Origin of the sequence: Allobosea sp. 2RAB26, from assembly GCF_052115465.1 — a bacterium.
Classification (GTDB): domain Bacteria; phylum Pseudomonadota; class Alphaproteobacteria; order Rhizobiales; family Beijerinckiaceae; genus Allobosea.
In genome coordinates this window covers 21,583-45,530 of record NZ_JBFRGS010000024.1, presented here as the reverse complement: position 1 = coordinate 45,530, position 23,948 = coordinate 21,583, and the positions used below count along the sequence as shown (strand labels likewise).

Annotated in this window: 19 protein-coding genes; 9 read left to right on the top strand and 10 right to left on the bottom strand. The window is 64.8% G+C overall.

What is annotated here, in order from left to right:
* Window positions 1-6: 6 nt before the first annotated feature.
* The 7 genes from AB4118_RS30105 to AB4118_RS30075 all read right to left on the bottom strand — a co-directional run bounded on the left by AB4118_RS30105 (window position 7) and on the right by AB4118_RS30075 (window position 7,517).
* Window positions 7-966 carry an esterase-like activity of phytase family protein gene (locus AB4118_RS30105; protein ID WP_441493211.1) on the bottom strand — a complete coding sequence of 320 codons (960 nt, stop codon included), beginning with the start codon at window positions 964-966 and terminating at the stop codon, window positions 7-9.
* A 44-nt stretch (window positions 967-1,010) separates the two neighbouring features.
* Entirely contained in the window at window positions 1,011-2,906 is a 1,896-nt protein-coding gene (cobT, locus tag AB4118_RS30100) for a cobaltochelatase subunit CobT (protein ID WP_441493210.1), read from the bottom strand.
* A gap of 25 nt (window positions 2,907-2,931) precedes the next feature.
* Window positions 2,932-3,288 (bottom strand): GFA family protein, encoded by a 357-nt coding sequence (locus AB4118_RS30095; protein ID WP_441493209.1) that lies wholly within the window; start codon window positions 3,286-3,288, stop codon window positions 2,932-2,934.
* A gap of 13 nt (window positions 3,289-3,301) precedes the next feature.
* Complete coding sequence (gene cobS, locus AB4118_RS30090; RefSeq protein ID WP_069878864.1) at window positions 3,302-4,285, bottom strand: cobaltochelatase subunit CobS; 984 nt, start codon at window positions 4,283-4,285, stop codon at window positions 3,302-3,304.
* A gap of 171 nt (window positions 4,286-4,456) precedes the next feature.
* The gene (locus tag AB4118_RS30085) at window positions 4,457-5,605 is read right to left on the bottom strand and encodes a glycosyltransferase family protein (protein WP_441493208.1); all 1,149 of its coding nucleotides are present in this window, start codon (window positions 5,603-5,605) and stop codon (window positions 4,457-4,459) included.
* Window positions 5,602-6,858 (bottom strand): glycosyltransferase, encoded by a 1,257-nt coding sequence (locus tag AB4118_RS30080; protein WP_441493207.1) that lies wholly within the window; start codon window positions 6,856-6,858, stop codon window positions 5,602-5,604. The genes AB4118_RS30085 and AB4118_RS30080 overlap by 4 nt, the downstream gene beginning before the upstream one ends.
* Window positions 6,855-7,517: a class I SAM-dependent methyltransferase gene (locus AB4118_RS30075; protein WP_441493206.1), complete on the bottom strand. Its 663-nt coding sequence runs from the start codon at window positions 7,515-7,517 to the stop codon at window positions 6,855-6,857. The genes AB4118_RS30080 and AB4118_RS30075 overlap by 4 nt, the downstream gene beginning before the upstream one ends.
* 21 nt (window positions 7,518-7,538) lie before the next feature.
* Between AB4118_RS30075 and AB4118_RS30070 the strand changes: the two genes are divergently transcribed.
* Window positions 7,539-8,147 carry a hypothetical protein gene (locus tag AB4118_RS30070; protein WP_441493205.1) on the top strand — a complete coding sequence of 203 codons (609 nt, stop codon included), beginning with the start codon at window positions 7,539-7,541 and terminating at the stop codon, window positions 8,145-8,147.
* A gap of 3 nt (window positions 8,148-8,150) precedes the next feature.
* On the opposite strand, the gene AB4118_RS30065 is transcribed toward AB4118_RS30070, so the two are convergent.
* The 3 genes from AB4118_RS30065 to AB4118_RS30055 are packed head-to-tail and all read right to left on the bottom strand — an operon-like array spanning window position 8,151 to window position 13,205.
* On the bottom strand, window positions 8,151-10,004 hold the full coding sequence (locus tag AB4118_RS30065; protein WP_441493204.1) for an adenylate/guanylate cyclase domain-containing protein: 1,854 nt from the start codon (window positions 10,002-10,004) through the stop codon (window positions 8,151-8,153).
* Between the two features lie 16 nt (window positions 10,005-10,020).
* Window positions 10,021-10,470, bottom strand: a complete 450-nt coding sequence (locus AB4118_RS30060; protein WP_441493203.1) for a cyclic nucleotide-binding domain-containing protein — start codon at window positions 10,468-10,470, stop codon at window positions 10,021-10,023.
* Entirely contained in the window at window positions 10,467-13,205 is a 2,739-nt protein-coding gene (locus tag AB4118_RS30055) for an ABC transporter transmembrane domain-containing protein (protein WP_441493202.1), read from the bottom strand. Before AB4118_RS30055 ends, AB4118_RS30060 begins: the two co-directional genes overlap by 4 nt.
* 195 nt (window positions 13,206-13,400) lie before the next feature.
* Between AB4118_RS30055 and AB4118_RS30050 the strand changes: the two genes are divergently transcribed.
* The 8 genes from AB4118_RS30050 (at window position 13,401) to AB4118_RS30015 (ending at window position 23,848) form a co-directional block, all read left to right on the top strand.
* Complete coding sequence (locus tag AB4118_RS30050) at window positions 13,401-14,348, top strand: polysaccharide lyase family 20 protein (RefSeq protein ID WP_441493201.1); 948 nt, start codon at window positions 13,401-13,403, stop codon at window positions 14,346-14,348.
* A gap of 101 nt (window positions 14,349-14,449) precedes the next feature.
* Window positions 14,450-16,330: an ABC transporter ATP-binding protein gene (locus tag AB4118_RS30045; protein ID WP_441493200.1), complete on the top strand. Its 1,881-nt coding sequence runs from the start codon at window positions 14,450-14,452 to the stop codon at window positions 16,328-16,330.
* Window positions 16,330-18,288 carry an ABC transporter substrate-binding protein gene (locus AB4118_RS30040; protein WP_441493199.1) on the top strand — a complete coding sequence of 653 codons (1,959 nt, stop codon included), beginning with the start codon at window positions 16,330-16,332 and terminating at the stop codon, window positions 18,286-18,288. Before AB4118_RS30045 ends, AB4118_RS30040 begins: the two co-directional genes overlap by 1 nt.
* A gap of 6 nt (window positions 18,289-18,294) precedes the next feature.
* Window positions 18,295-19,293 (top strand): ABC transporter permease, encoded by a 999-nt coding sequence (locus tag AB4118_RS30035; protein ID WP_441493232.1) that lies wholly within the window; start codon window positions 18,295-18,297, stop codon window positions 19,291-19,293.
* Window positions 19,290-20,465, top strand: a complete 1,176-nt coding sequence (locus AB4118_RS30030) for an ABC transporter permease (RefSeq protein WP_441493198.1) — start codon at window positions 19,290-19,292, stop codon at window positions 20,463-20,465. The genes AB4118_RS30035 and AB4118_RS30030 overlap by 4 nt, the downstream gene beginning before the upstream one ends.
* Before the next feature lie 103 nt (window positions 20,466-20,568).
* The gene (locus AB4118_RS30025) at window positions 20,569-21,642 is read left to right on the top strand and encodes a glycosyltransferase family 4 protein (protein ID WP_441493197.1); all 1,074 of its coding nucleotides are present in this window, start codon (window positions 20,569-20,571) and stop codon (window positions 21,640-21,642) included.
* Window positions 21,639-22,412 carry a polysaccharide deacetylase family protein gene (locus AB4118_RS30020; RefSeq protein WP_441493196.1) on the top strand — a complete coding sequence of 258 codons (774 nt, stop codon included), beginning with the start codon at window positions 21,639-21,641 and terminating at the stop codon, window positions 22,410-22,412. Before AB4118_RS30025 ends, AB4118_RS30020 begins: the two co-directional genes overlap by 4 nt.
* Before the next feature lie 152 nt (window positions 22,413-22,564).
* On the top strand, window positions 22,565-23,848 hold the full coding sequence (locus AB4118_RS30015; protein ID WP_441493195.1) for a glycosyltransferase family protein: 1,284 nt from the start codon (window positions 22,565-22,567) through the stop codon (window positions 23,846-23,848).
* Window positions 23,849-23,948: the final 100 nt, after the last annotated feature.

Sequence of the window (23,948 nt, the reverse complement as noted above, 5' to 3'; positions counted from 1 at the left end):
GTCCCCTTATCCCAACTCGAATTCCAGCAGCACGGTGCGCTGCAGGAAAGAGAAGTTGTCGTCCGAGATCAGGGTCAGGATCGTCCTGCCATGATCCTGATGGACGCAAAGCCCTTCCATATTGTCGATCTCCTGGCCGAGATCGGCCTCGATCAGGGAGGGGCCGTCAAGCATCGCACCCGGCCGGAGGCTTGCGCCGGGAACGCGGCGAATCCGCATGCCGACACCACGCAGAGGCTTGTACCAGCGCTCCAGCAGAAGCATGTCTCCGCCGGGCAGGAAGGCCAGATCGGTGATATCGAAGCCGCCATGGTGCCGCACCTGAAACAGGCCGGGCTGCCGCCCCCCGATGATCACGCCGAGCGTCGGTTCGTCTTCCCCGCCCGAGCGCTCGGCAATGGCGACGAGCGCGCCCGCAAGCGGCTGCCCGGCAGGAACGACACCAATCGCCTCCAGCCCGCGATTGCTCGGCAGGCGCTTCACCTCGCGCGGTACCGGGACGATGCGGGCACGCGCTTCGACTCCATACCGCGCCCATTCGAAACGCAGGACGTCATGCGTCCGCTCGACGCCGATATAGGCGACGCCATCGGCGATCGTCAGGCTCTCCGTGTCGAAATAGCGCGAACGATGCAGCGGCCGCCCGGAGGCGCCGAGGATCGGTGCGAGTTCGGCCTGCTCGAAGCGAACGATCCGCCCCTTCTCGAAGACAGTCTTCGCCGTCAACCAGAAGCCGTTATCGGTGATCGCAACCAGATCGACGCCGTTGCGCGAGCGCCAGAGGCCGGAAAACCCGCCGAAGCGCGGATGGTCGCCGCGCAACACCAGCCCGCCCCGGAAGCTGAGCTGGCCGAAGTGTGTCTTGCCGGGATTGCGCGGCTCGAAGGCATCGAAGCCGCGCACGCTGATGGTGAGCGGTATGCGGCCCGGCTCGATGCTCTGAGCCTGAGCGGCAGGCAAGCCCAAGCTAGCGGCGCCCAGCCCCTGGAGGACGCCGCGTCTGGTCAGCCTCATTGCATGCGACGAGAAACCGGAGCCTTGCCGGTGGGGCCATCCTCCTCGAAGAGCTCGGCCAGCTTCTCCGTCATCACCCCGCCGAGTTCCTCCGCATCGACGATGGTGACGGCGCGGCGATAGTAGCGCGTCACGTCATGGCCGATGCCGATGGCGATCAGTTCGACCGGCGAGCGCGTCTCGATCTCGGCGATGATATGGCGCAGATGCCGCTCGAGGTAGTTGCCGGCATTGACCGACAGCGTCGAATCGTCGACCGGCGCGCCATCGGAGATCACCATGAGGATCTTGCGCTGCTCGGGCCGCGCGAGCAGCCGCTTATGGGCCCAGTCGAGCGCCTCGCCGTCGATATTCTCCTTGAGCAGGCCTTCGCGCATCATCAACCCGAGATTCTTGCGAGCCCGGCGCCAAGGAGCGTCCGCCGCCTTGTAGATGATGTGCCTGAGATCGTTCAGCCGGCCCGGATTGGCCGGCTTGCCGGATTGCAGCCAGGCCTCGCGCGACAGCCCGCCCTTCCAGGCACGCGTGGTGAAGCCGAGCAGCTCGACCTTGACGCCGCAGCGCTCCAGCGTCCGCGCCAGGATGTCCGCGCAGGTCGCGGCAACCGTGATCGGCCGGCCGCGCATCGAGCCGGAATTGTCGATCAGCAGCGTCACGACCGTATCGCGGAAATTCGTGTCCGATTCCTGCCGGAAGGAGAGCGGCTGGAACGGGTCGATGATGATCCGCGGCAGGCGCGAAGGATCGAGCGAACCCTCTTCGAGATCGAACTGCCAGGACCGGTTCTGCTGCGCCATCAGGCGGCGCTGCAACCGGTTGGCAAGCCGTGCCACCACGCCCTGGAGATGGGCGAGCTGCTTGTCGAGATAGGCCCGCAGCCGGGTCAACTCCTCGGCGTCGCAGAGCTCCTCGGCCGTGACCGTCTCGTCGAACTTGACGGTGTAGGGCTTGTAGTCCGTTTGCGGCCGGTCGTTCTGGCGCCCCTCGCGGGGGCGCGGCGCCTCGCCCGCCTCCTCGGATTCAGAGGAATCGTCCTCCTCGTCCCAGTCGCCGGCCGGAGCATCGGTCGCTTCCGACGCACCCTCCTGCAACTCGTCGGTCGCATCCTCGCTGACCTCGACCTCCGAGCGCTCGCCGCCGCTTTCCTGCTCGGCCTCGCCATCCTGCTGCTGCTGATCCTCGGAGGACTGGTCCTGGTTGTCCTCGTCCTCTTCCTCGTCCTGGCCCTGCGAACTCTGCTCGGCCATGTCGAGTGAAGCCAGCATATCGCGAACCGTCCGCGAAAAGGCGCGCTGATCCTCGACCGACTGCGACAGCCGGTCGAGATCGGCACCGGCCTTCGCCTCGATCACGTCGCGCCAGAGATCGACGATCTTGGTCGCGGCCTGCGGCGGCTTCAGCCCCGTCAGGCGCTCACGCACCATCAACGCGAGTGCGTCTTCCAGTGGGGCGTCGGCCCGATCGGAGATTTCCTCGTAGCGGCCACCGCGATGATAGCGGTCTTCCAGCATGGCGGTGATGTTGCCGGCCATGCCGCTCATCCGGCGCGAGCCGACGCATTCGACCCGGGCCTGCTCGACGGCGTCGAAGACAGCGCGCGCCGCATCGCCCTCCGGCGCGGCGCGGCGGTGAATCGAGGCGTCATGGCAGGCGAGCCTGAGTGCCATCGAATCCGAGTGGCCGCGCAGGATCGCGACATCCTGGACCGTCAGCTTGCGCGGCGGTTCGGGCAGACGGGCCCGTTCGCCAACGAGCGATGGCTTGTCCGCCGCGAAGACGATTTCCATCTCGGGCTTGCGCGCGATCGCCTTCATCGCACCGGAAATGGCGCGCTTCAGCGGCTCGGCTGGTGCTTCCTTGGGCTGACCCGGCTTACGATTGGAGATGGACAAGGCGGAGCCGTCCTTTGACTTGATGCTAGCGCGAGCGCCCGTCGAACATCGTCGAATCGAGTTCGGCGGGCTCGACACCCTCGAGGCAGCGTACATTCACCGCGACCATCGGCGTGCCGTCCGGCATCGAGCCGCGAGCGAAGGATTCGATGCCGCAGGTTTCGCAGAACAGGTGCTGGATCTTCTGCGTGTGGAAACGGTATTCGGTCAGCGCATCCTCCCCCTTTTCAAGGGTAAAGGCCGTCGCTGGCGAAAAGGTCAGGATCGAGCCGCGACGCTGGCAATAGGAACAGTTGCAGGTGATCGTCCGCTCGAGGCTGGCCTCGACCGTGAACCCGATCCGCCCGCAATGGCAGCTCCCTTGATAGCGCGCGCTCGCCATGACCCGTTTCCCCTCAGCTCAGAACGACGTTGACCGCGCTCTCCGGCAATTCCTTGCCGAAGGAGCGCTGGAAGAACTCCGCCACGAGCGTGCGCTCCATCTCGTCGCACTTGTTCAGGAACGTCACCCGGAAAGCGAAGCCGATATCGCCGAAGATCGCGGCATTCTCGGCCCAGGTGATGACCGTGCGCGGGCTCATGACGGTCGAGAGATCGCCGTTCATGAAGGCGTTGCGTGTCAGGTCGGCGACGCGGACCATCTTGTTGACGATGTCCTTGCCCTCGGGCGAGGCCTGATAATGCTTCGACTTGGCGAGCACGATCGCGACTTCGTTGTCGTGCGGCAGGTAGTTCAGCGTCGTCACGATCGACCAGCGGTCCATCTGGCCCTGGTTGATCTGCTGGGTGCCGTGATAGAGGCCCGACGTGTCGCCGAGGCCGACCGTGTTCGCCGTGGCGAACATGCGGAAGGCAGGGTGAGGGCGGATGACGCGCTTCTGATCGAGCAGCGTCAGCTTGCCGGACTGCTCGAGCACGCGCTGGATCACGAACATCACGTCCGGGCGACCGGCGTCGTACTCGTCGAAGACGAGCGCGATGTTGTTCTGCAGCGCCCAGGGCAGGATGCCGTCCTGGAACTCGGTGATCTGCTTGCCTTCCTTCAGCACGATCGCGTCCTTGCCGACGAGATCGAGGCGCGAGACGTGGCTGTCGAGGTTGACGCGCACGCAAGGCCAGTTCAGGCGGGCCGCGACCTGTTCGATATGGGTCGATTTGCCTGTGCCGTGATAGCCCGAGATCATGACGCGTCGATTATGCGCGAAGCCCGCGAGAATCGCGATCGTGGTGTCACGGTCAAATCGGTAGTCGACGTCGAGATCGGGCACATGGGCGTCGGCCTGCGAGTAGGCCGGCACTTCGAGATCGGAGTCGATCCCAAAAGTCTGGCGCACCGACAGCTTCATATCGGGAAGGCCCTGGGCAATCGTCGTCGTCATTGTCTTGTCTCCGGGCGCAGAACAGTGCCGGGCGAACCACCGGTTGTCCCACTGCCGACCGAAAGGGGAGGCGTACGAAACCTAATTAGTGCGAAAGCGTCGGAGCGGCAATTCGCAAACCGCCGCAACGGCAATACGCAGGAGGCATGTCGCAAAAGACATGCCGAGCGTTCAGGCGCGTTCGGCCAGCAGCTTCGCAATGATCGCGACGGAGGTTTCGGCCCCTGCCCTGTCGATCGTGAGCGGTGGGGGCGCATCTGCCCCCAGCATCTCCGTCACCGCTTTCTCCAACCTGCTCGGTGTCAGCGAATCAGGTCCGGTCAGGCGCAGACAACGTGCGAGGCCTGCATGCTCCATCGCCTCGGCGCGGATCGCCTGCTCGGTCTCGTTTCCGGCATCGAAGGGCACCACGATCGCCGGCCGCCCGGCGCGGACCAGGTCGAGCACCGTGTTGTAGCCGGCCTGGCTGATCGAAAGCGCACAGCCTGCAAGCAGTCCGGGGAAATCCGGTCTCGCACGTTCGACGCAGACATGCGCCGGCGCCTTGCCCTCCAGGTCGGCGAATTCCTCTGCGCCGATGCCCTGACCGCCAAGGATACGCCAACGCCTGCGATTGCCCATCAGGGTCGCGGTCGCGATGGCAAGCTCGAACAGCGGCAAGCCAGCAGCCGAACCGCCTCCGGACACCACGATCTCGCCAGGCTCCAAGGGAGCGGCGCACTCCTCGGGGCCAGTCAGGTAACCGGTATAGCGCAGCTTTCGCGCCAGCTCTGGCGCAACCGGCCAGGACCGCTCCAGCGGCAGGAAGGCTCTGTCGCCATGGACGAGGACCGCGTCGAAATGTGCCGCGATGCGCGCTTCGGCCTCACGGATGCGATCGGCGCGCGGCGTCACCAGGACATCGCGCACCGAGGACAGGACCAGTGCCCGTGGATTGGCCGCCGCCGCCACGCTGATGAGGCCCAGAAACTCATCGCCCAATTGTCGGCGTCCGAACGGAAAATGCTCGGTGATGACGACATCGGGCCGGTGCTGCGCCGTGAGATCGCAGAGCATCTTCCGGCGCAAGGCGCGATAGTCCTGCGAAACCGGTCTCCCCTCCGGGTCGAGCAGGTTCCGGAAGTCAACACCCTCGACCTTGACCGGCGGCAACTGGGCAAAGGTGAACGAACCGTCCGGGACGGATCGCGGCGCGGCCCCGCCACTGACCAGCACGGTTTCGAATCCGGCGGCCCCAAGGGCGCGCGCAAGATGAGCGGCCCTGACAAGATGGCCGCTGCCGAGGAGGTGCGTGACGGCGATCAGGACGCGGGGCGTCATGATCGCCGCCGGTTCGCCGCGTCCAACAGCATCGCCTGGACCCGGTCGAGTCCCGCCGCTGCCGAAAACGCCTGCGCCAATCTCTGGAAGGCGGCCTCCCCAAGGGCGACGCGCCGTGTCGGGGACGACGCCAGATCGGCCAATTGCCGCGCCAGGGCCTCCCGATCGCCCGGCGCCACGAGCACACCTTCGACGCCTTCGCGTACGAATTCGGGAATGCCCGCGAAATCGGTCGCAACGATCGGCAGGGCTTGGCTTGCGGCCTCCATCACGACATTGGGCAGGCCATCGCGATCGCCATCGCCCGCCTGCTTCGAGGGCAATACGAAGAGATCCGCATCGCGCAGGGCCGCAATCACGTCCTGCTGCGCCTTCGGCCCCGACCAGGTGACCCGCTCCGCCAGTCCGAGATCCGCGGACAACGCCTTCAGCGCAGAGAGCTTCTCGCCGCCGCCGATATGGGTCAGCCGCCAGTGAAGCTCAGCCGGCAGCGCCGCCAGAGCTGCGAGCAGATCGTCGAAGCCCTTCTTCTCCACCGCCCGACCAATGGTGATGAAACGAACCGGATCGGCAGGGTCGCGACCATCGCGCATGATCCGCGCGACCGGAGGCGCGGGAAACCGCGCCAGGTCGAGCCCATGATAGAGCAGAGCGACCTTGTCGGTGCGATCCGCAAGCCGCGTCAGCTCCGCATGTCCATCACGAGTGCAGGTGACGCCCCATGCCGCGTCGGCGATCTTTTCGCGCTTCTCCCAGTCCGGGGTCGTCCAGATATCCTTGGCATGGGCCGAAAAGGACCAGCTCAAGCCACGCAGCAGCGCCGCGTAACGGATCACCGAGGCCGGCGTGTGCAGATAGTGAACGTGCAGATGGTCGATACTCCCCGGAAGTTCCCGCGCCATCACGCAGGCCTGGCCGAAGCGGCGCACCCTGTTGCGCGTCGGATCACGGGCAAGATCGCGCAGGAAAACCGGCAGGAGCCGAAGGAATCCTGGCCGGAACAGAGCCCGCCCGATGCCGCGCAGCACACGCCCCGGCTCCTCGTGCAGATACTCCGGCAGGTATGTCACGGTTGCCGTGATCTGCTTGTGCATGAGGTGGCGTGCGCCATCCGTCGGCTGACGCAGCGACCAGATCGAAAAGGGCAGTGCGCGCTGCTGCAGGCCCAGCAATTCCTGCGCGATGAACGTCTCCGACAGGCGCGGATAGCCCTTCATCGCAATCGCGATCCGCGGCTCCTTCGCCTCGTTCATCGCCGGCCGATCAGCATGAAGCGCGTATAGTTCCTGCCCGGCAGCGCGCCGGAGAAATGGATCTCGGACAGTCCGACCTGCTCCTTGAACGCTTCAAGACTGGCGACGCAGCTTTTGTGGTCCGGCTCGCGATAATAATCGTTCGACTGCAACAGCACCGGCAGACCGGGCGGCAGCGATGCGACCCAGCCGGGCACATCGGCAAGATGCTCGCAGCTCGTGTTGATCACTAGGCCGGGCCGCTCCGGCTCCCTCGTGAAATCAAGCTGCATCATATCGGCAGTGACAGCGCCGAAGCGCTCTTCCGCAACATGGCGGCGATTCAGGCGTTCGGCGATCTCCGCACACGCGGGATCGCGGTCGAGGCTGACCACCCTGCCGAGGTCGAGCCGCGGATCATCCAGCAACAAAGCGCCGAGCACGCCATACCACGCCCCGAGCACCCAGACCGGCCCCTCCGGTCGCGGCAAAGTCTCGGCCAGCGCATCGACCAGCCAGCGCTTGGACGCGATCTGCTTGTGGTTGAAGGCGATCCAGAGTTCCGGCGGCATCCCCTGGCCGATCAGCCGCGCGAGATCGGCCACGACCCTGTTTCCGGTCAGGGCTGCGACACCGCGCAGAATGTCGTAGAAGGCGTCCGAAGGCGTGTCCGTGGTCATGCCATATCGCGAAGGGATGGGATGAATTCGGCCGGACCATATGCAAGCCCGGATATAAAGGCCAGTCACGAGAATGACGGCGCAATGGCCCCTTCGGGAACCTTGTTGCCCCATCTCGCCGGCCCCGGCGCCTGCTTGAGACAGGTGCTCGCCGCGCACGCGGTGCGGCACTGCCCGCATATCGTGGAGATCGGGGGCGCCGGGCTGCCGATCACCGGCTTTCTCACCCATTCCCCGCAATCGGTGACGGTGATCGACCCGAAAATACCGGCTTTCAAAGCAGATATACTGAACGGAAAGCCCTGCACGGTCCTGCATCGGGCCGCCAAGCTTCAGGCCATCGCGCTTGCCCCGCCGAAGCCCTATGCATTGGTGCTGCTCGGCCTGTCGCTCAAGCCCTTCGGGGGAACCGCGGCGACCCCGCCCGAACTGCTCGCCCTTGCGGAAGCAGCCGAGACCCTTGTGATCGACTACGCGCTCGATCTGGAACGCGCCTGCGGCCAGATCGGCGCGATCACGGCGACGCGGCCGGCTCCGCCGCTTATCGATCTCGCCATGACGATCGACGATCCGGCATTGCGCAGCGCCGGATACGACCGCCGCCGCTTCCTGGTCTATGGCCCGCCCTGAGCCTCAGACGTCCTGATTTTCGGGCTTCTGGTCAGCCTGCGTCTTGGAGCGCCGTCCAGCCGGATTCGCGGGGGTGGGCGTCGCGGTGGGAGCCCGCTGCTCGCCATTGCCAGCATCCTGCGTCGCGCCTTGCGTCGCCACTGCGCTGGCGTCCACCGCGTCAGCCTCATCCGCAGCGTCGATGCGTGGCGTCCTGGCGAAGCCATAGGCCGCCATCGGCGCATCCCGGCCCTTGATCATCACCTTCAGCGGAACGGCTTCGGCAAAGCTCCGGCCGGTCACTGCAACAGTCGTCTCCGAAACCACGATATCGGCGAGAACACGCCGTGTCGCGGCCTCGAACTGGCTCGCGATCGCCACCGTCTCGCCGACCGTGATCTCATGCCGGCCGAGGCTGTCATTCTCGACCGCGCCGACGACAGCCTGGCCGGTATGGATGCCGATGCCGATCCGCAGCGGCAGCGGCAGGGCCGCGCTGAACTCACGATTCAGGGCGTCGACCGCCCGCACGATGTCGCCAGCGGCCGCGATCGAAGCCAGTGCCGCCTTGGCCGGGCTGGCTTCCAGGCCGAACACCGCCATGAAGCCATCGCCATAGAGAGCATCGATGCGCCCGCCATGAGCGATGATCGCCTGCGCCATCTCGTCGAAGAAGCGATTGAGCAATCCGATCAGCTCATGCGGCAGTTGACGCTCCGACAGCGCCGAGAAAGCGCGCAGATCGGCCACCATCACGGTCAGGCCGCGCCGGGCAATGGAACTATCCAGTTCGACGGCTCGTATGGCCGATCCCAGTTTGGATGCGAGCAACAACTGCACCTGCAGGTCGTCGCGCGGTCGGATCTGGCAGGCGAGGCGGACACGCGGCGGCGCCGAAATCCGACGCAGCAGCTTCGCCTCGTTCGGCCCTGGCGCCGGAAGCCCATCCGCACCATCGAGGACCAGCACGCGGCAGGTGGCACAGCGCGCCCGCCCACCGCAAAGCGCCGCATGCGGAATATTGAAGCGCCGGAACAGCTCAAGCACGGTCGGGCCGGGCACGACCTTGCGCACGCCATGGCCGACGAAGCGCACCGTGATCGCACGGGTCGTCCGCACCCGGAACTCGCGAAACGCAACGAAGATCGCGAAGGCGCCGACGAGCCCGAAGAAGCCACTCTTCACCCACATCTCATGCCAGTTGGACATCGCCGAACGGGCGTCGTTGCGCGCCTCCGGCGGCAGGGCCATTTGCACGGCCTCGCGCGCGGCGACGGAGAAGCCGATCAGGGCAAGAACCGGAATGAGGATCGCGACCAGAAGAAAGGGATCGCGCCACCGCGCATAGCTATCCCGGCTGCGCAGGATGAAGTGCAGGCCGATCATGCCATGCGTCCAGACCAGGAGCAGGAGCAGCGACTGCGCCAAGGCGTGCCCGGGCCAGAGCCGTCGCAGCACCGCGTGGTAGCTCTCGTCGATATGGAAATAATGCCCGATGATCCGGGTGCTGACGATATGGTCGACGAGCAGCAGGGGGATGGCGAGGCCCAGCGCGATCTGCAGGATTTCGCGCACCGGCATGCGGAAGGTCCGGCGCTGGGCGACTCGCACCAGGGCAAAGAGCGGGTGAACGATCAGAGCGCCATAGAGCGCGACGGTTCCCGGCCAGGAATGCCAGACAGCGTAGCGCCATTCCTGCACCTGCTCCATCGCCGCAACACCGGCGATCCCAACGGCATGGTTGAGGAAATGGGTCGTCGCGAAGACGAGCAGGACGAACCCTGACACCAGGCGGATATCCCGGCTCCAGGACGAAACCTGGCTCATGCCGGCATCGAATCCAGGCGAACGCTTCGTGCCGGTCTGCGGCAGACTCATGAGTTTTCCCGTGTCCTCAATGGACCTTCTCGCTATGCAGGACGTAATTGGCCAATCGGTACAGGCGCGAGGCCAGATCACGTGACAGCGCAACGCTGAAATCGGGAACGGTGCCGAGCAGTTCGAAGAACAGATCCTTCGGCAGGCGGAGCGCGCAGACCTCGGTCTTGGCGACAGCTTCGCCGAGATAGGCCTGGTCGCTCAGCATCGGCACGTCTCCGAAGATACTTCCCGTCTCGAACTGGAAGCGCTTGGCGGGGCGTTCACCTTCCATGTGGAGGAGCTCCACCTCTCCCTCCAGGATGAAGTAGACGCCTTGCGGCCTCTCTCCTTCCCGGATGATGACGGTCCCCGGCTCGAAATGCAGGCGTTCACCCATCAAGGCCACAAGCTTGAGCCGTGGCGCCGGCAGGCTGCGAAAGAGCGGTATGCTCCGCAGGCAGGCGATATCGCTTTCGAGCGTCATTGTCGCACCTCTACCCCCTCGGCGACCCGCAACGGAGATGAAACGGCCCGATGTTCCGTTTCGTCCTCGCCATCGCTGTCGCCGTCTTCAATCACGCCGAAGGATCCGTTGAACACGAGCCTCGGCGAAATGTCCCTGGCGAGACTACCATCACCAAGAAGTAGAAACAGTGTCATGCCGGCACAATGCTTGCGCAGGCGGCTGATGATTTCACCACCCTTGTTTGTCGTGGCAAGCAGCGCACTCGGATCGAGAATCGCGATCTGCGGCGTCTTGATCAAGGCTTGGGCGAGCGGGATCGCGAGCCGGATCCGGGCCGGCAGATAGCGGCCGCGCAGCCCGCAATCGGTGTTGAGTCCGACGCGATAGAGCGAGCCGTCCAGACCTGCGCGAGACAGCGCCGTTCGCATGATGTCGGCAACCTTGCGGCCGGCATCGCTGATGCCGAAGCCGATGCGCCCGAACAGAAGATTGTCGCGGATGCTGGCCCCATCCATGACGCGGTCCGGGTCATAGAAATCGACCGAACTGGCAGCATCCGCCGGCAAATGGGCCTTGAAACTTGCCCGCGCACGCAAAATCCGCCGCCGCAGGGCATCGTCCAGCAAGTTGAGGCGGTGCTTCGGTTCGATATAGCCGAGCGCGAGCGCCATCAGGTTTCGCTCCGTTTCCGGATCGAGCGGGCTGCGCATATCGTGCTTGGCAAGAACCGAGGCCAGGCTCTTCAGTATCTCGAGGTCGAAGTTCGTGCCAAAGGAATACCTTTCGAACAAGGCATGGCCGGCCGGCAGTCCCTCGAAGATCTCGACCACCGTCGAGACGATGCGCGCACCCACTTCGACGAGCGGCTCGATCAGCGCTTCGGCCTGCATCAGGGCGCGCGCATAGGGCTCCGCCAGCAGGGTATCATTGGCGAAACGCGCCCCCTTGCGCGCCCCGAAGATCAGGTTCTCCGCAATGGTCGCGTTGGCATTGTAGCGTTTGGGATCGAATGTCTCGACCAGTCCGGCAAGCTTGCTCTTGGACAGTTCCGCCGCCACGACCTTGCGGGCTTCGGTGATCCTGTCGATGATCGACTGGTCGAGCGGCAGGACGACCTTGCCGTCCAGTCCGAGCTCGTAGACGTCCTCGTCGCAGCCAAGGACCTCCAGAATCCGCTGGACATGCGCTTCAAGCTCGGCGGCGTCGGCGAGCCCCACCCCTTCATAGTCGGTCCAGTCGGCCGCAAACGAGAAGGGCGTATTGCCGGAGCGGACCGCTTCGATCAGCCGCCTGTGCTCTTGCGGCGTGATCGGTTCCTTTGGCTTCAGGCTCGGCCGCCGGCGCCTGAGGGGCAGCAGGATGTTGTCGCGCAGCGTGCCGTTGATGATCTCGACCTCCTGGCCGGCATAACCGATCAGATGGCTTGCCTTCTCGACCGAAAATCGCGCGAGGCTGGCCCTGTCGATCAGGACCCGTCCCGAATAGGACATGATCTGGCGGCCGAGGATGCGGCCGAAGACGTCGCGCGCTCCCCCCGGCGGCCCGATGACGGCAACGACGCTGGGACGGGGCACCTGAAACGACAAGGGCGACAGCAGCGGCTGGCCGCGGTTATCGAGCATCTGGACGCTGTCGAGCCTGATCTCGCCCTTGTCGGGCAGGTTCGAACAATCCTCCTCCTCGTCGAGCACCATTGTCTCGTCAGGGTTGAACTGGCCGACGACCTGTTCGTACTTGATGGTGACGTCGTTGCGCTGCTGATCCCAGTCGATCAGTTCCTTGATCGGCGGCGGCAGATCGCGATAGGCCGCGATCACGGCAACGAGCTGGCCGATATCGAGCCGGCCCTGCAGGGCAAAATAGCCCCCGACTGCGTAGAAGAAGAATGGCGTGATCTGGGCCAGCAGGTTGTTGAGGAACTTGACCGCGAATTTGCGCTTGTAGAGCGCGTAGCGGATGTCGAAAAGGTTGCCGAGACGCCCGGCAATATCCGACTGCATATAGTTGGTGACGCCATGCCCCTGAATGGTCGGACCGGCATCCACGATCTCGCCGATCCTCCCCGCGAGCAGGCGCGATGCGATCTGCCTTTCGCGGCCAAGCCGTAACTGCTCCCGCCGCAGGATCGGGATGATGATCGCCTGGGCGATCACGATGAACAGTGCGATCGAGCCCAGCCAGACGCTTTGCACCATGATGAAAACCAGCGCCGTCAACGCCTGGCTAAGCAGGAAGACCGGCTGGATGAAGGCATCACCGACGAAACCGCCGATCGGCTCGACCTCGTCCTTGATCATGCTTGCCACTTCGGCCGGCTTGACCGCCCTGATATCCTCCGGCTGGAAGCGCATGAGCTGGCTGAACAGGTCGTAGCGCATGCGCCTCAGCATCCGCTCGCCGAGGATGCCCTTGCGCACGTTGATCACGTATTTGAAGACGCCGTTGATCAGCACCAGCACAAGGAAATAGAAGCTCAGCCCGAAGAGCAGCCCGAGCTGGCCGACCTGGAAGCCGTCGAACAGGTGGACGCTGCCGCCGCCGAAGATGTCCGGCCAATGCAGCGTGATGTCCATCAGCGTCGCGCTGGTCTGGCCGTCCTTGAAGGCTCCGCCCTGGATCGCATCGTTGACGATGCGCTTCGGCACGACGAACGAGGCCCAGTTGAATGGAATTGAGGCAAGGATGATCAGCAGGACGACGATCTGTTCGCCACGGCTCTTCTGCCAGATGTAACGAAAGAGGTTCGTCTCCAAGGGACGTCCTGTCTGGCGAACCGGATGGTGCACCGCTTATTGAGTTTCGCGTCATATGTGTGTCAGTCACGGCCCTTGCGCAATGTCGCAATGCGGCATGCCCACGGCTTGCTTGGCGCCCGGCCGCATGTTTCGATCACAATGCGCGGAGGAACGACGATGCGGCTGAGAGGTGTCGGACGGCGGTTGGCAGGGATGTCAGGGATTGCCCTGCTCGCGCTGACACCGCCGTCATTGGCTGCGGCACAGGACGGATCTTCGCTGCTCCTGAGGGATGCGTTCGATGCCGGGCGCTTCGCCCTCGAAGGCGGGCTCTATTATAAGGACAATGCCGAACAGCGCGCCGGACAGGTGACATTTCAGGAGAAAGGCGCCCTGGATGGCAGGGGCGCGCTCACCCTGTCGGTCAAGCCGCTCTGCGCGAAGGGCGCGCGCAATTGCAGCGAAAGGGCCGAGGTCTGGGAGAAGCCCGAGGTCCTGGCAAGCTACGATCAGACGGTCTGGCACGGCTTCGCCATGCGCCTCGACGATCCCGTGCCGCAGGACGATGCCCGCTATGTCATGGCGCAGTGGAAGCGCCAGATCACGCCCGGAGCAGAGGGAGATTATTCGCCCTTTCTGGCGCTCAGGCTGTTTCAGGGGCGGCTTGGTGTCACCGTAGAGACCGACATGATCGAGGTCTTTCCGATCGGCGGTGCAGAACGCCCAGACGGCTGCCTCCCCGGAGAGGCCCTGGCCGTGAACCGTCGTGTCGCGCGGCAGACCCGCGCTCTGGTGGCGCTTGAGACCGGCAGCACGCGGGCCGACTACCCCGCCTATTTCAATGCCTGCGCGCCAGGAATCCAGGTGACCCATCACGCCGGACTGCCGCCTGCTCGCGCGGGCTGGATCGACTTCGTTTTTCGCTCGAGCCCCGGCCCGCAGGGCAACGGCCATGTCGAGATCGTGGCGAACGGCCGACACGTCGCCACGATCAAGGGCCCGATCGGCCATCGCGGCCCGGGCCTCGGAAAGAAGCAGTATTTCAAGTTCGGACCTTACCGCGCCGCCAACACAGGCTCGTGGAGCGTAAGTTACGACGATTTCCGGCGCGGGCCGCGTTGCGCGGATGTCATCCGGAGTGGGCAATGTCCGCCGGAATGAGCGCGCGCAAGACAGAGATTGGCAAGACGCAACTTTCCACGTCTAGTGCCAGGGGACCCGGTGACCCGGGAGTGAATACGGGGTTCAGGCGCTAGCAGCTCATGGATATCTTGCGGATCAGCGATTTGCGGATCGGCTTCACGGTGCACGGGTTCGCCCGGGATGTCGTGAAGGGGGTCAGTCTGCGTGTCCCCGCGGGGAAGACAGTTGCCCTTGTCGGCGAGTCCGGATCCGGCAAATCGGTGATCTCGCAGGCGATCATGGGGCTCCTGCCTCGCGCGGGCGCCGTCACCGGCGGAGAGATCCTGTTTCGCGATCCGCTCGACCGGAGCACCGTGATCGACATTGCGGGCCTGACCGCCGAAGGCGAAGCGATACGCGCGCTGCGCGGCGGCCGTATCGGCATGATCTTCCAGGAGCCGATGTCCTCGCTCTCACCGGTGCACACCATCGGCAACCAGATCGAGGAAGCCCTGCAACTGCATCGCCCGACCGATGATGCTTCGGCACGCCGGCAGATCGAGACGATGCTTCGGCGCGTCGGCTTCAAGGACCCGGTGCGCGCCTACGGCTATTACCCGTTCGAGCTTTCCGGCGGTCTGCGTCAGCGCGCCATGCTCGCCATGGCCCTGATCTGCCAGCCCGCCCTGCTCATCGCGGACGAGCCGACCACTGCTCTTGACGTCACCATCCAGGCCCAGGTGCTCGACCTGATGCGAGATCTCCAGGCCGAGATGGGCATGGCGATCCTGCTCATCACCCATGATCTCGGCGTCGTTGCCAACATGGCCGACGAGGTTGTGGTGATCTATCACGGCGAGATCATGGAAAGCGGTCCTGTCGAGGATATCTTCCGACGTCCGCGACACCCCTATCTCAAAGCGCTGCTGAAAGCCTCGCCGCATTTCGACATGCAGGAGGGCGAGCGGCTGGTCGCATTGCGCGAGGCACGTGCCCAGCCTGTGGCAACGCCGCGTGCCGCCCCGCTCATCTCCCGGCCTGCCAATGCGCCGCCATTGCTGAGCGTGCGCCACCTGCGCAAGACCTACACGACCGGGTCACGCGGTTTCTTCGGCAAGGGCACCCAGGCTACGGTGCTTGCGGTCGACGATGTCGGGTTCGACATCGCACGCGGCGAATGTCTCGGTCTTGTCGGCGAGAGCGGCTGCGGCAAGACCACCGTCAGCAAGATCATCATGCGCGCGATCACGCCCGATGCCGGGGCGGTGACCTTCAATGACGGTTTCGGCCCGACAGACGTCCTCTCCCTGCAGGGCGAGGAGCTGCGGCGCTTCCGTCAGCGAGTCCAGATGATCTTCCAGGACCCGGTCTCGTCTCTGTCGCCGCGCATGACCGTCATGAACATCCTGCGCGAGCCGCTGGTGATTCACGAGCGCGGTGACGGCGCCGAGCAGACGGCCCGCGTGCGCAGCCTGATGGAGAGCGTCGGGCTCGATCCGCGCTTCCTCAGCCGCTACCCGCATTCCTTCTCCGGTGGCCAACGTCAGCGCATCGGCATTGCGCGCGCGCTCGCGCTCGACCCGGACCTGATCGTTTGCGACGAACCGGTATCGGCGCTCGATGTCTCGGTACAGGCGCAGATCCTCAACCTGCTCAAGGACCTGCAGGCCGAGCGCGGCCTCACCTTCCTGTTCATCTCGCACAATCTCGCCGTCGTGAACTACATGGCGGACCGGATCGCGGTCATGGCCAATGGCCACATCGTCGAACTCGCGCCGCGCCACGCCCTCTTTGCCTCGCCAGCTCACCCCTATACGAAAGCCCTGCTGCGCTCGGTGCCCTTCGCCGATCTCGACCGCAAGCTCGATTTCAAGCTCGTCGCACCCGGCGGCGCCTCCGATTACAGCCATTGGGCGCCGGCCTTCAGACCGGAACCCGGCGTCAGCCTCGAGCCGCTATCCCTGGGCGAAGGCCACTACGTCCTGGCCCGTCCGGAAGCAAACCACAGGGAGTTGGTCTGATGACATCCCGCCGGCAGCATCCCACACGCCGTACCGCTCTCTTGCTCGGAGCCGGCGCTCTCGCCGTTCAGGGCCTGCCGCGCGGCGTGCTCGCACGCGAACCCAACCCGATGGATTTCATCGACAGCCCATTCTGGGCCGAGAAGGTGGCGGCAGGCACCATGCCGGTGATCGCGCTTCGCCTGCCGGAAGAGCCCCGCGTGATCGAAGTGTCCGGCCCCGACCGTGTTCCCGGGCGGCATGGTGGCACGATGCGCATGCTGATGGGCGACCAGCGCGACATCAGGATGATGACGCTCTACAGCTATACCCGGCTTCTCGTCTATGACGACAACCTCGAACTCGCGCCGGACATCCTGGAGGCGGTCGACGTCAAGGACGGCCGTGTCTTCACGCTGAAGCTGCGCAAGGGGCATCGCTGGTCGGACGGCAGCCCCTTCACCACGGAGGATTTCCGCTACTGGTGGGAGGATTTCGCCAATAACCGGCGCCTCTCACCTGGCGGGCCGCCCCAGGCGATGCTCGCGGGCGGCGAGAAGCCGGTCTTCGAAGTGCTGAGCGAGACCGAGGTCCGCTACAGCTGGAGCAAGCCGAACCCGGTCTTCCTGCCCTCGCTCGCCGACGCCCAACCGACCTATATCTACATGCCTTCGGGCTACCTGAAGCAGTTCCACGAGCGCTACGCCGACAAGGTCACGCTCTATGCCCGCGTCAAGACGGCGCGCGTCAAGGACTGGGGCTCGCTGCACGAGCGGTTCTCGCGCATGTACAGGCCCGAGAACCCCGATCTGCCGACGCTCGACCCCTGGCGCAATCTGACATCGCTCCCCGCCGAGCAGTTCGCTTTCCAGCGCAACCCCTATTTCCACCGCGTCGACCAGGCCGGGCGGCAGTTGCCCTATGCCGACGAAGTGACAATCACGATTGGCACGAATTCGCTGATCCCCGCGAAGACCGCAGCCGGCGAGAGCGACCTCCAGGCGCGCTATCTCCGTTTCGACAACTACACCTTCCTGAAGGACGCCTCGAAGCGGATGAATTTCGACGTCAGGCTCTGGAAGCGGGCCGAAGGCTCCTGGTTTGCGCTGATGCCGAACCTGAATGCCATCGATCCGATCTGGCGCGATCTCAATCGCGATGTCCGTTACCGCCGCGCCCTCTCCGTCGCGATCAATCGCAAGGACATCAACCAGGTGATCTTCTTTGGCCTTGCCAAGGAAAGCGGCAATACGGCGCTGCCCGAGAGCCCACTTTATGACGCCGCCAACGCCAATATGTGGATGCAGGCTGACCGGGCGCTGGCCAACCGCCTGCTCGACGAGATCGGGCTGACCAAACGTGCCCCGGACGGCATACGGCTCCTTCCCAATGGCCAGCGCCTCGAATTTACCGTGGAAACCGCAGGCGAGAGCACCGAAGAGACGGACATCCTCGACCTGATCAAACAGGATCTGCAGGAGGTCGGGATCAAGATCTATCCCCGCTCGACCCAGCGCGACGTCTTTCGCCGCCGCATCCTGGCCGGCCAGACCGTGATGTCGGCCTGGGCGGGCATGGATAACGCGCTGGTCGCGGCCGAGATGGAACCCGATGCGCTCGCCCCAACGTCGTCGATGCAGTTCAACTGGCCGCGTTGGGGCCAGTTCCTGGAAAGCGGCGGCCGCGAAGGCGAAGAGCCTGACCTGGCCGAAGCGCAGGAACTGGTCAGGCTCTACCAGGCCTGGCGCGTAAGCGTGACCCATGACGAGCGCAGAGCGATCTGGCGCGCGATGCTGAGGATCAATGCCGAGCAGCTCTTCACCATCGGCGTGGTCAATGGCACGCTCCAGCCGGTCGTGGTCTCGCGCAATCTGCGCAATGTTCCCGAAAAGGGCCTTTACAGCTTCGAGCCGGGTGCCTTTTTCGGTCGCTACCTGCCCGATACCTTCTGGTTCGACGATGCTCAGGTGAAGAGCTGACCGATGCTGCTGAAATACATCCTCAAGCGCATCCTGCTGATGATACCGACGCTGCTGGTAACCAGCGCGTTGATCTTCACCGTCATCAACCTGCCCGAGGGCGACTATTTCGAGACGCTTGCCGCCGAGATGCAGGCCCAGGGCGAAAAGGCCGACCTCAGCCGCATCGAGTTCCTGAAGACGGAGTATGGCTTCGACAAGCCGCCGATCGAGCGCTATTTCCACTGGGTCACCGGGCTCATGCGCGGCGACATGGGCTATTCCTTCGAATATCAGCGCCCGGTAAGCGAGATCGTCGGGGATCGATTGCTGCTGACGATGATCGTCTCCTTCGTCACCATCATCTTCACCTGGGTCGTCGCCTTCCCGATCGGCATCTATTCCGCCACCCATCAATACAGCTGGGGTGACTACGGCCTCACATTCCTCGGGCTGATCGGGCTTGCCGTGCCGCATTTCCTGCTGGCGCTGGTCTTCATGTATTTCGCCAATGTCTGGTTCGGCACCTCGATCGGGGGGCTCGTCGATCCACAATATCTCAACCAGCCGATGAGCTGGGCAAAGCTCCGCTCGGTGCTGGAGCATCTCTGGATTCCCGTCATCATCATCGGCGCCGGCGGCACCGCCGGCATGATCCGCGCCGTGCGCGCCAACCTGCTCGACGAACTCCAGAAGCAGTACTACGTCACCGCCCGCGCCAAGGGGCTGCCGCCCGGCAAGGCGTTGCGCAAATATCCGCTGCGCATGTCGCTGAATTTCTTCATTTCCGATATCGGCGACATTCTGCCCTCGATCGTCTCCGGCGCGGAGATCGTCGCGATCGTGCTCTCGCTTCAGACGACCGGTCCGCTGCTGATCCGCGCCCTGCAGGCGCAGGACATGTACCTCGCTGGTTCCTTCCTGATGTTCCTCTCGTTCCTCACCGTGATCGGGGTGCTGATCTCGGACATCGCGCTGGCGATCCTCGATCCGCGCATCCGCCTCCAGGGAGCGGCCACCAAGTGAAGCCCGCTCTCCCGCCAGACGGCGCGCCGCTGCTGCATACGGCCTCGACCGCGCCGTTCGAACCCTACGCCGTCGAACGCATGACGCCTGAGCAGGAGCGCGTCTATCTCGCGTCACAATGGCAGTTGATGTGGTGGAAATTCCGCAAGCATCGGCTCGCGGTGATCTCCGGCGTCTTCATCATCCTCATGTATCTGACGGTGATATTCGCCGAGTTCCTGGCGCCCTACCATTACACCACCCGCAATACCGAATTCATCCGCGCCCCGCGGCAGGAGGTGCATCTCTTCCACGAAGGTCGCTTCCTCGGCCCCTTCGTCTATCCCTACACGCAGCGCCTCAACATGGAGAACCTGAAGCGCGAATACGATGTCGACCGCAGCCGGCCGCAGCCGATACGCTTCTTCTGCCGGGGCGACGACTACGATTTCTGGCGCCTGGTACCGGGCAGCCTTCACCTCGTCTGCCCTCCCAAGGACGGCACCCTGTTTCTCCTCGGCACCGATCGGCTCGGGCGCGACATGCTCTCGCGCATCATCTATGGCGGCCGGATCTCGCTCAGCATCGGCCTGCTCGGGGTCGGTGTCAGCTTCATACTCGGCGTCATCATCGGCGGTATCGCCGGCTATTACGGCGGCAAGATAGATCTCTTCATCCAGCGCGTGATCGAAATCGTGCAGTCCCTGCCGCATATCCCGCTCTGGCTCGCGCTGGCCTCGATCATGCCGCCATCCTGGAGCCCGCTGCTCGTCTATTTCGGCATCACGATGATTCTCGGCCTGATGGACTGGACCGGCCTTGCCCGCGCGGTCCGCTCGAAACTGCTCTCGCTGCGCGAGGAAGACTATGTCGTTGCCGCCCAGCTGATGGGCGCCAAGCCTGCGCGGATCATCGGCCTGCACCTCGTGCCGGGCTTCATGAGCCATCTCATCGCCTCGGCCACCATCACCGTGCCGAAAACGATCCTGGGCGAGACGGCGCTCAGCTTCCTCGGACTTGGACTCAGGCCACCGATCACCAGTTGGGGCGTGATGCTGAACGAGGCGCAGAACGTCAATGTGGTGGCGCTCTATCCCTGGTTGCTCTATCCGGTCGTTCCGGTGATCCTGATCATCCTGGCCTTCAACTTCCTTGGCGACGGCTTGCGCGATGCGGCCGATCCCTACCGCTGAGCGCGCCGCCACCTCCTGCTCGCGGACCTGACATCCTGTGCGGATCGCATTTCACACGCCGCTCAATGCGTATGAGGACGGCAGGATTTCCGGTGACCGGCGCATGGCGCACCAGCTCGTCGAGGCGATGACGCGCCTCGGCCATGCCGTCGCCCCGATAGCGGATGCGCGCTCCTATATGCGCAGCGCGGAGCCCGCGCTCCTGGATCAGCGCCTCGCCGAGGCGGCCGGCCGGCGCGATGCCTTGCTGGCCGCCTGGGAGACCAATGGCAACCGGCCGGGGCTCTGGTTCACCTATCACAGCTATTACAAGGCCCCCGACCTCCTGGGGCCCGAGATCACGAAGCGGCTCGACATTCCCTATGTCGTCGCCGAGGCAAGCGATTCCGGCCGGCGCTCCGAAGGGGAATGGGCCCGGCATGTCGCACTTGCAAGGCGCGGCTTCCGCGCCGCCGATCTGCATTTTTGTTTCACCGAGCGTGATCGTGGTGGCGTCGAGGCCCGCTCCTCGGACAGCACGCAATTCCTCGAGCTGCCCCCCTTCGTCGCGTTGGAGCCCTCCACTCCCCACCGCCGATCCGGTGCCGCGGCCACGCGCCTGATCACCGTCGCGATGATGCGCCCAGGCGTTAAGCTCGAAAGCTATCAAGCGCTTGCCGCCAGCCTCGCCCGCCTGATCGATCGTCCCTGGACGCTCACCATCATTGGCGATGGACCCGTGCGCGATCAGGTCGAAGCGGCCTTCGCGCCTCTCCCGCGCGAGCGCATCGAATGGCGCGGTGCGCTGGATCGCCCTGCCGTCGGCGCGGCGCTGGCGGAGCATGACATATTCGTGTGGCCCGGCATCGGCGAAGCCTATGGCCTGGTCTATCTCGAGGCCCAGGCTGCGGGTCTCCCGGTCGTCGCCTTCGACAGCGGCGGCGTTGCAGCCACCGTCCGGAATGGAGAGACCGCGATCCTGGTGCAGGATGGCGATCTCGCGGCTTTGGCAACAGCGTTGGTGGAGCTCGTCGAGAACACGAACCGGCGCGAAGATATGGGTCGCGCCGCGCGAAACTTCGTCCTGCGGGAACGGACGCTCAACCGGACGAGCGAGATCATCTCGCACGGTCTCGCATTGGCGCAGGCGGCTCGCGCCGCACATCGGGTCGCGCGCGCGGAATCGACCGGGCCATGAGCAACCCGCTCTGGGCTCTGCTTCTCGCCGAACTCGACCGCTGGAGCACGCAGGGCCGGCGCCTGCAGCTCTGGCTTCGCGATGACGACGCGATCGCCCCAAGCCCGCAGCTCGACAGGCTGGCAGCCCTGGCCGAACATTTCGATGCGCCCGTGCTACTCGCGGTCATCCCCTTCCTGGCGCAACCCGCTCTCTGCGAGCGCTTGCGGAGCGCCCCGCTCCTGCAGCCCTGCCAGCATGGCGTATGGCATCGCAATCACGCTCCCCAGGGCGAGAAGAAGTCGGAGTTCGGAAGCCACCGGTCTCGGGACATCATTGGCGCAGAGATCGCGGCTGGGCGACGCCGGCTTATGGATCTGTTTGGCCCGACCCTGCTGCCGGTCTTCGTCCCCCCGTGGAACCGGATCGACAGCGATATCGCGGCAGGCTTGCCGGAGCTCGGCTTCAGCGGGCTCTCCTGCTTCCGCCATTTCGGCTTCGCGGCGCCCCGCGGTTTTTCCGTCGTCAACACCCAGATCGACATCATCGACTGGCATGGCGGGCGCATCGGTCGCCCGGCCCCCGCCATTTCCGAGGAGATCGTCACGGAACTCACACGAAGACGTGAGGCTGGAATAGGCAACAGCCCACTTGGCCTGTTGCTGCATCACCGCGACCATGATGACGGGGCCTGGGCCGTTCTCGATGCCTTGCTCGGCTCAATGGTCCATCACCCCGCCGTGGAGTTGGTCGGCCCTCGACAGTTGTTTTCAGGCTCGAACACTGCCTAGAGTGAAGCTGCGACGCTGGGTGAGCGTCCGCCACCTAGCGAAGCCGGACTTGGATGGACGCGCGTGTGGCGCTATATCCGAATCCGAACAATTCTAGGTGCGTTCGCCCTCGCTCGAGGTCGTTTGGCCGTTTCGCGGAGGGCGAGCCGTCTATGCCGTATAACGTCATCGACATCGGCGGTGCCGACCGCGCGCCGCGCAGCCCTCAGGCCCCGAGGGTGCTGATCTACAGCCACGACACCTTCGGGCTCGGCCATATCCGCCGCTGCCGCGCGATCGCCAATTCCCTGGTCGCCAGCTATTCTCATATATCAGTGATCATCGTCTCGGGCTCGTCGATGATCTCGAGCTTTCAGTTCGGCGACGGCGTCGACTATGTCCGCGTTCCCGGCGTCGAGAAACAGGATGACGGGGGCTACGCCCCGCATCATCTCAATCTCGATCTCGGCGACACGCTGCGCCTGCGCGCCGACCTGATCAGACAGACCGTGCTGTCCTTCGATCCGGACGTCGTGATCGTCGACAAGGAGCCCGTGGGCTTGCGCGGCGAACTCTTGTCTTCACTCGAGATCCTGCGCCGGCGCGGTGCCCGCATCGTGCTCGGTCTGCGCGACGTGCTCGACGAGCCGAGCAAGGTCCTCGAGGAGTGGCGACATAGCGGCGCGCTCGAGGCACTGGGTTCGGTCTATGACGATATCTTCGTCTATGGGCTGGAAAGCGTCTATCAGCCGCTTCAGGGCCTGCCCGACCAGCATCTCTTCGCCGACAAGATCCGCTATACCGGCTATCTCAAGCGCGCCGTGCCAAGCCCGATGCCGCCGACCCGTCACCCGAAGATCACCAAGGGCCCTTTCATCCTGGTCACCCCCGGCGGCGGCGGGGACGGCATGGGCCTGACCGACTGGGTGATTTCGGCCTACGAATCCGACCCGACGATCGAGCTGCCGGCGCTGATCGTGTTCGGCCCGTTCATGTCGCGCGAGAAGCGCAAGGATTTCGCCGAGCGGATCGCTCGCATCCCGAAGCTCGAAAGCCTCGGTTTCGAGCCGCGCCTCGAACTCCTGATGAATCGCGCTCACTGCGTGGTCGCCATGGGCGGCTACAACACCTTTTGCGAGATCCTCTCCTTCGACAAGCCGGCGCTGATCGTGCCACGCGTCCGGCCACGGCGGGAGCAGAGCATCCGCGCCGAACGCGCCGACAGCCTCAAGCTTGCCACCATGCTGCACGACCCGCTTCAGGATGGTCAGGCTACGCGCGATCCGGCGATCATGGCTGCCGCCCTTCACGCCCTGCCCAAGCGCATGCCGCCGTCTCAGGCCTTCGTCCCGAGCCTGCTCGACGGCCTGCCCGCCATCAACCGCGCGCTTGCCGACGATCTCTCGATGCCGATCCGCGGCCGGGCGCTGGCCCAGAACAGCGCGGCGGTCAGCTGAGCTTGCGCGGGCCGTGCTCCACGGCCGCAAAGAGCGCCCGAATTCGCTTGAGAAAATGGGCTGACAAGGCTGCGGAAACTTCGTAATATATCAGCCAGGG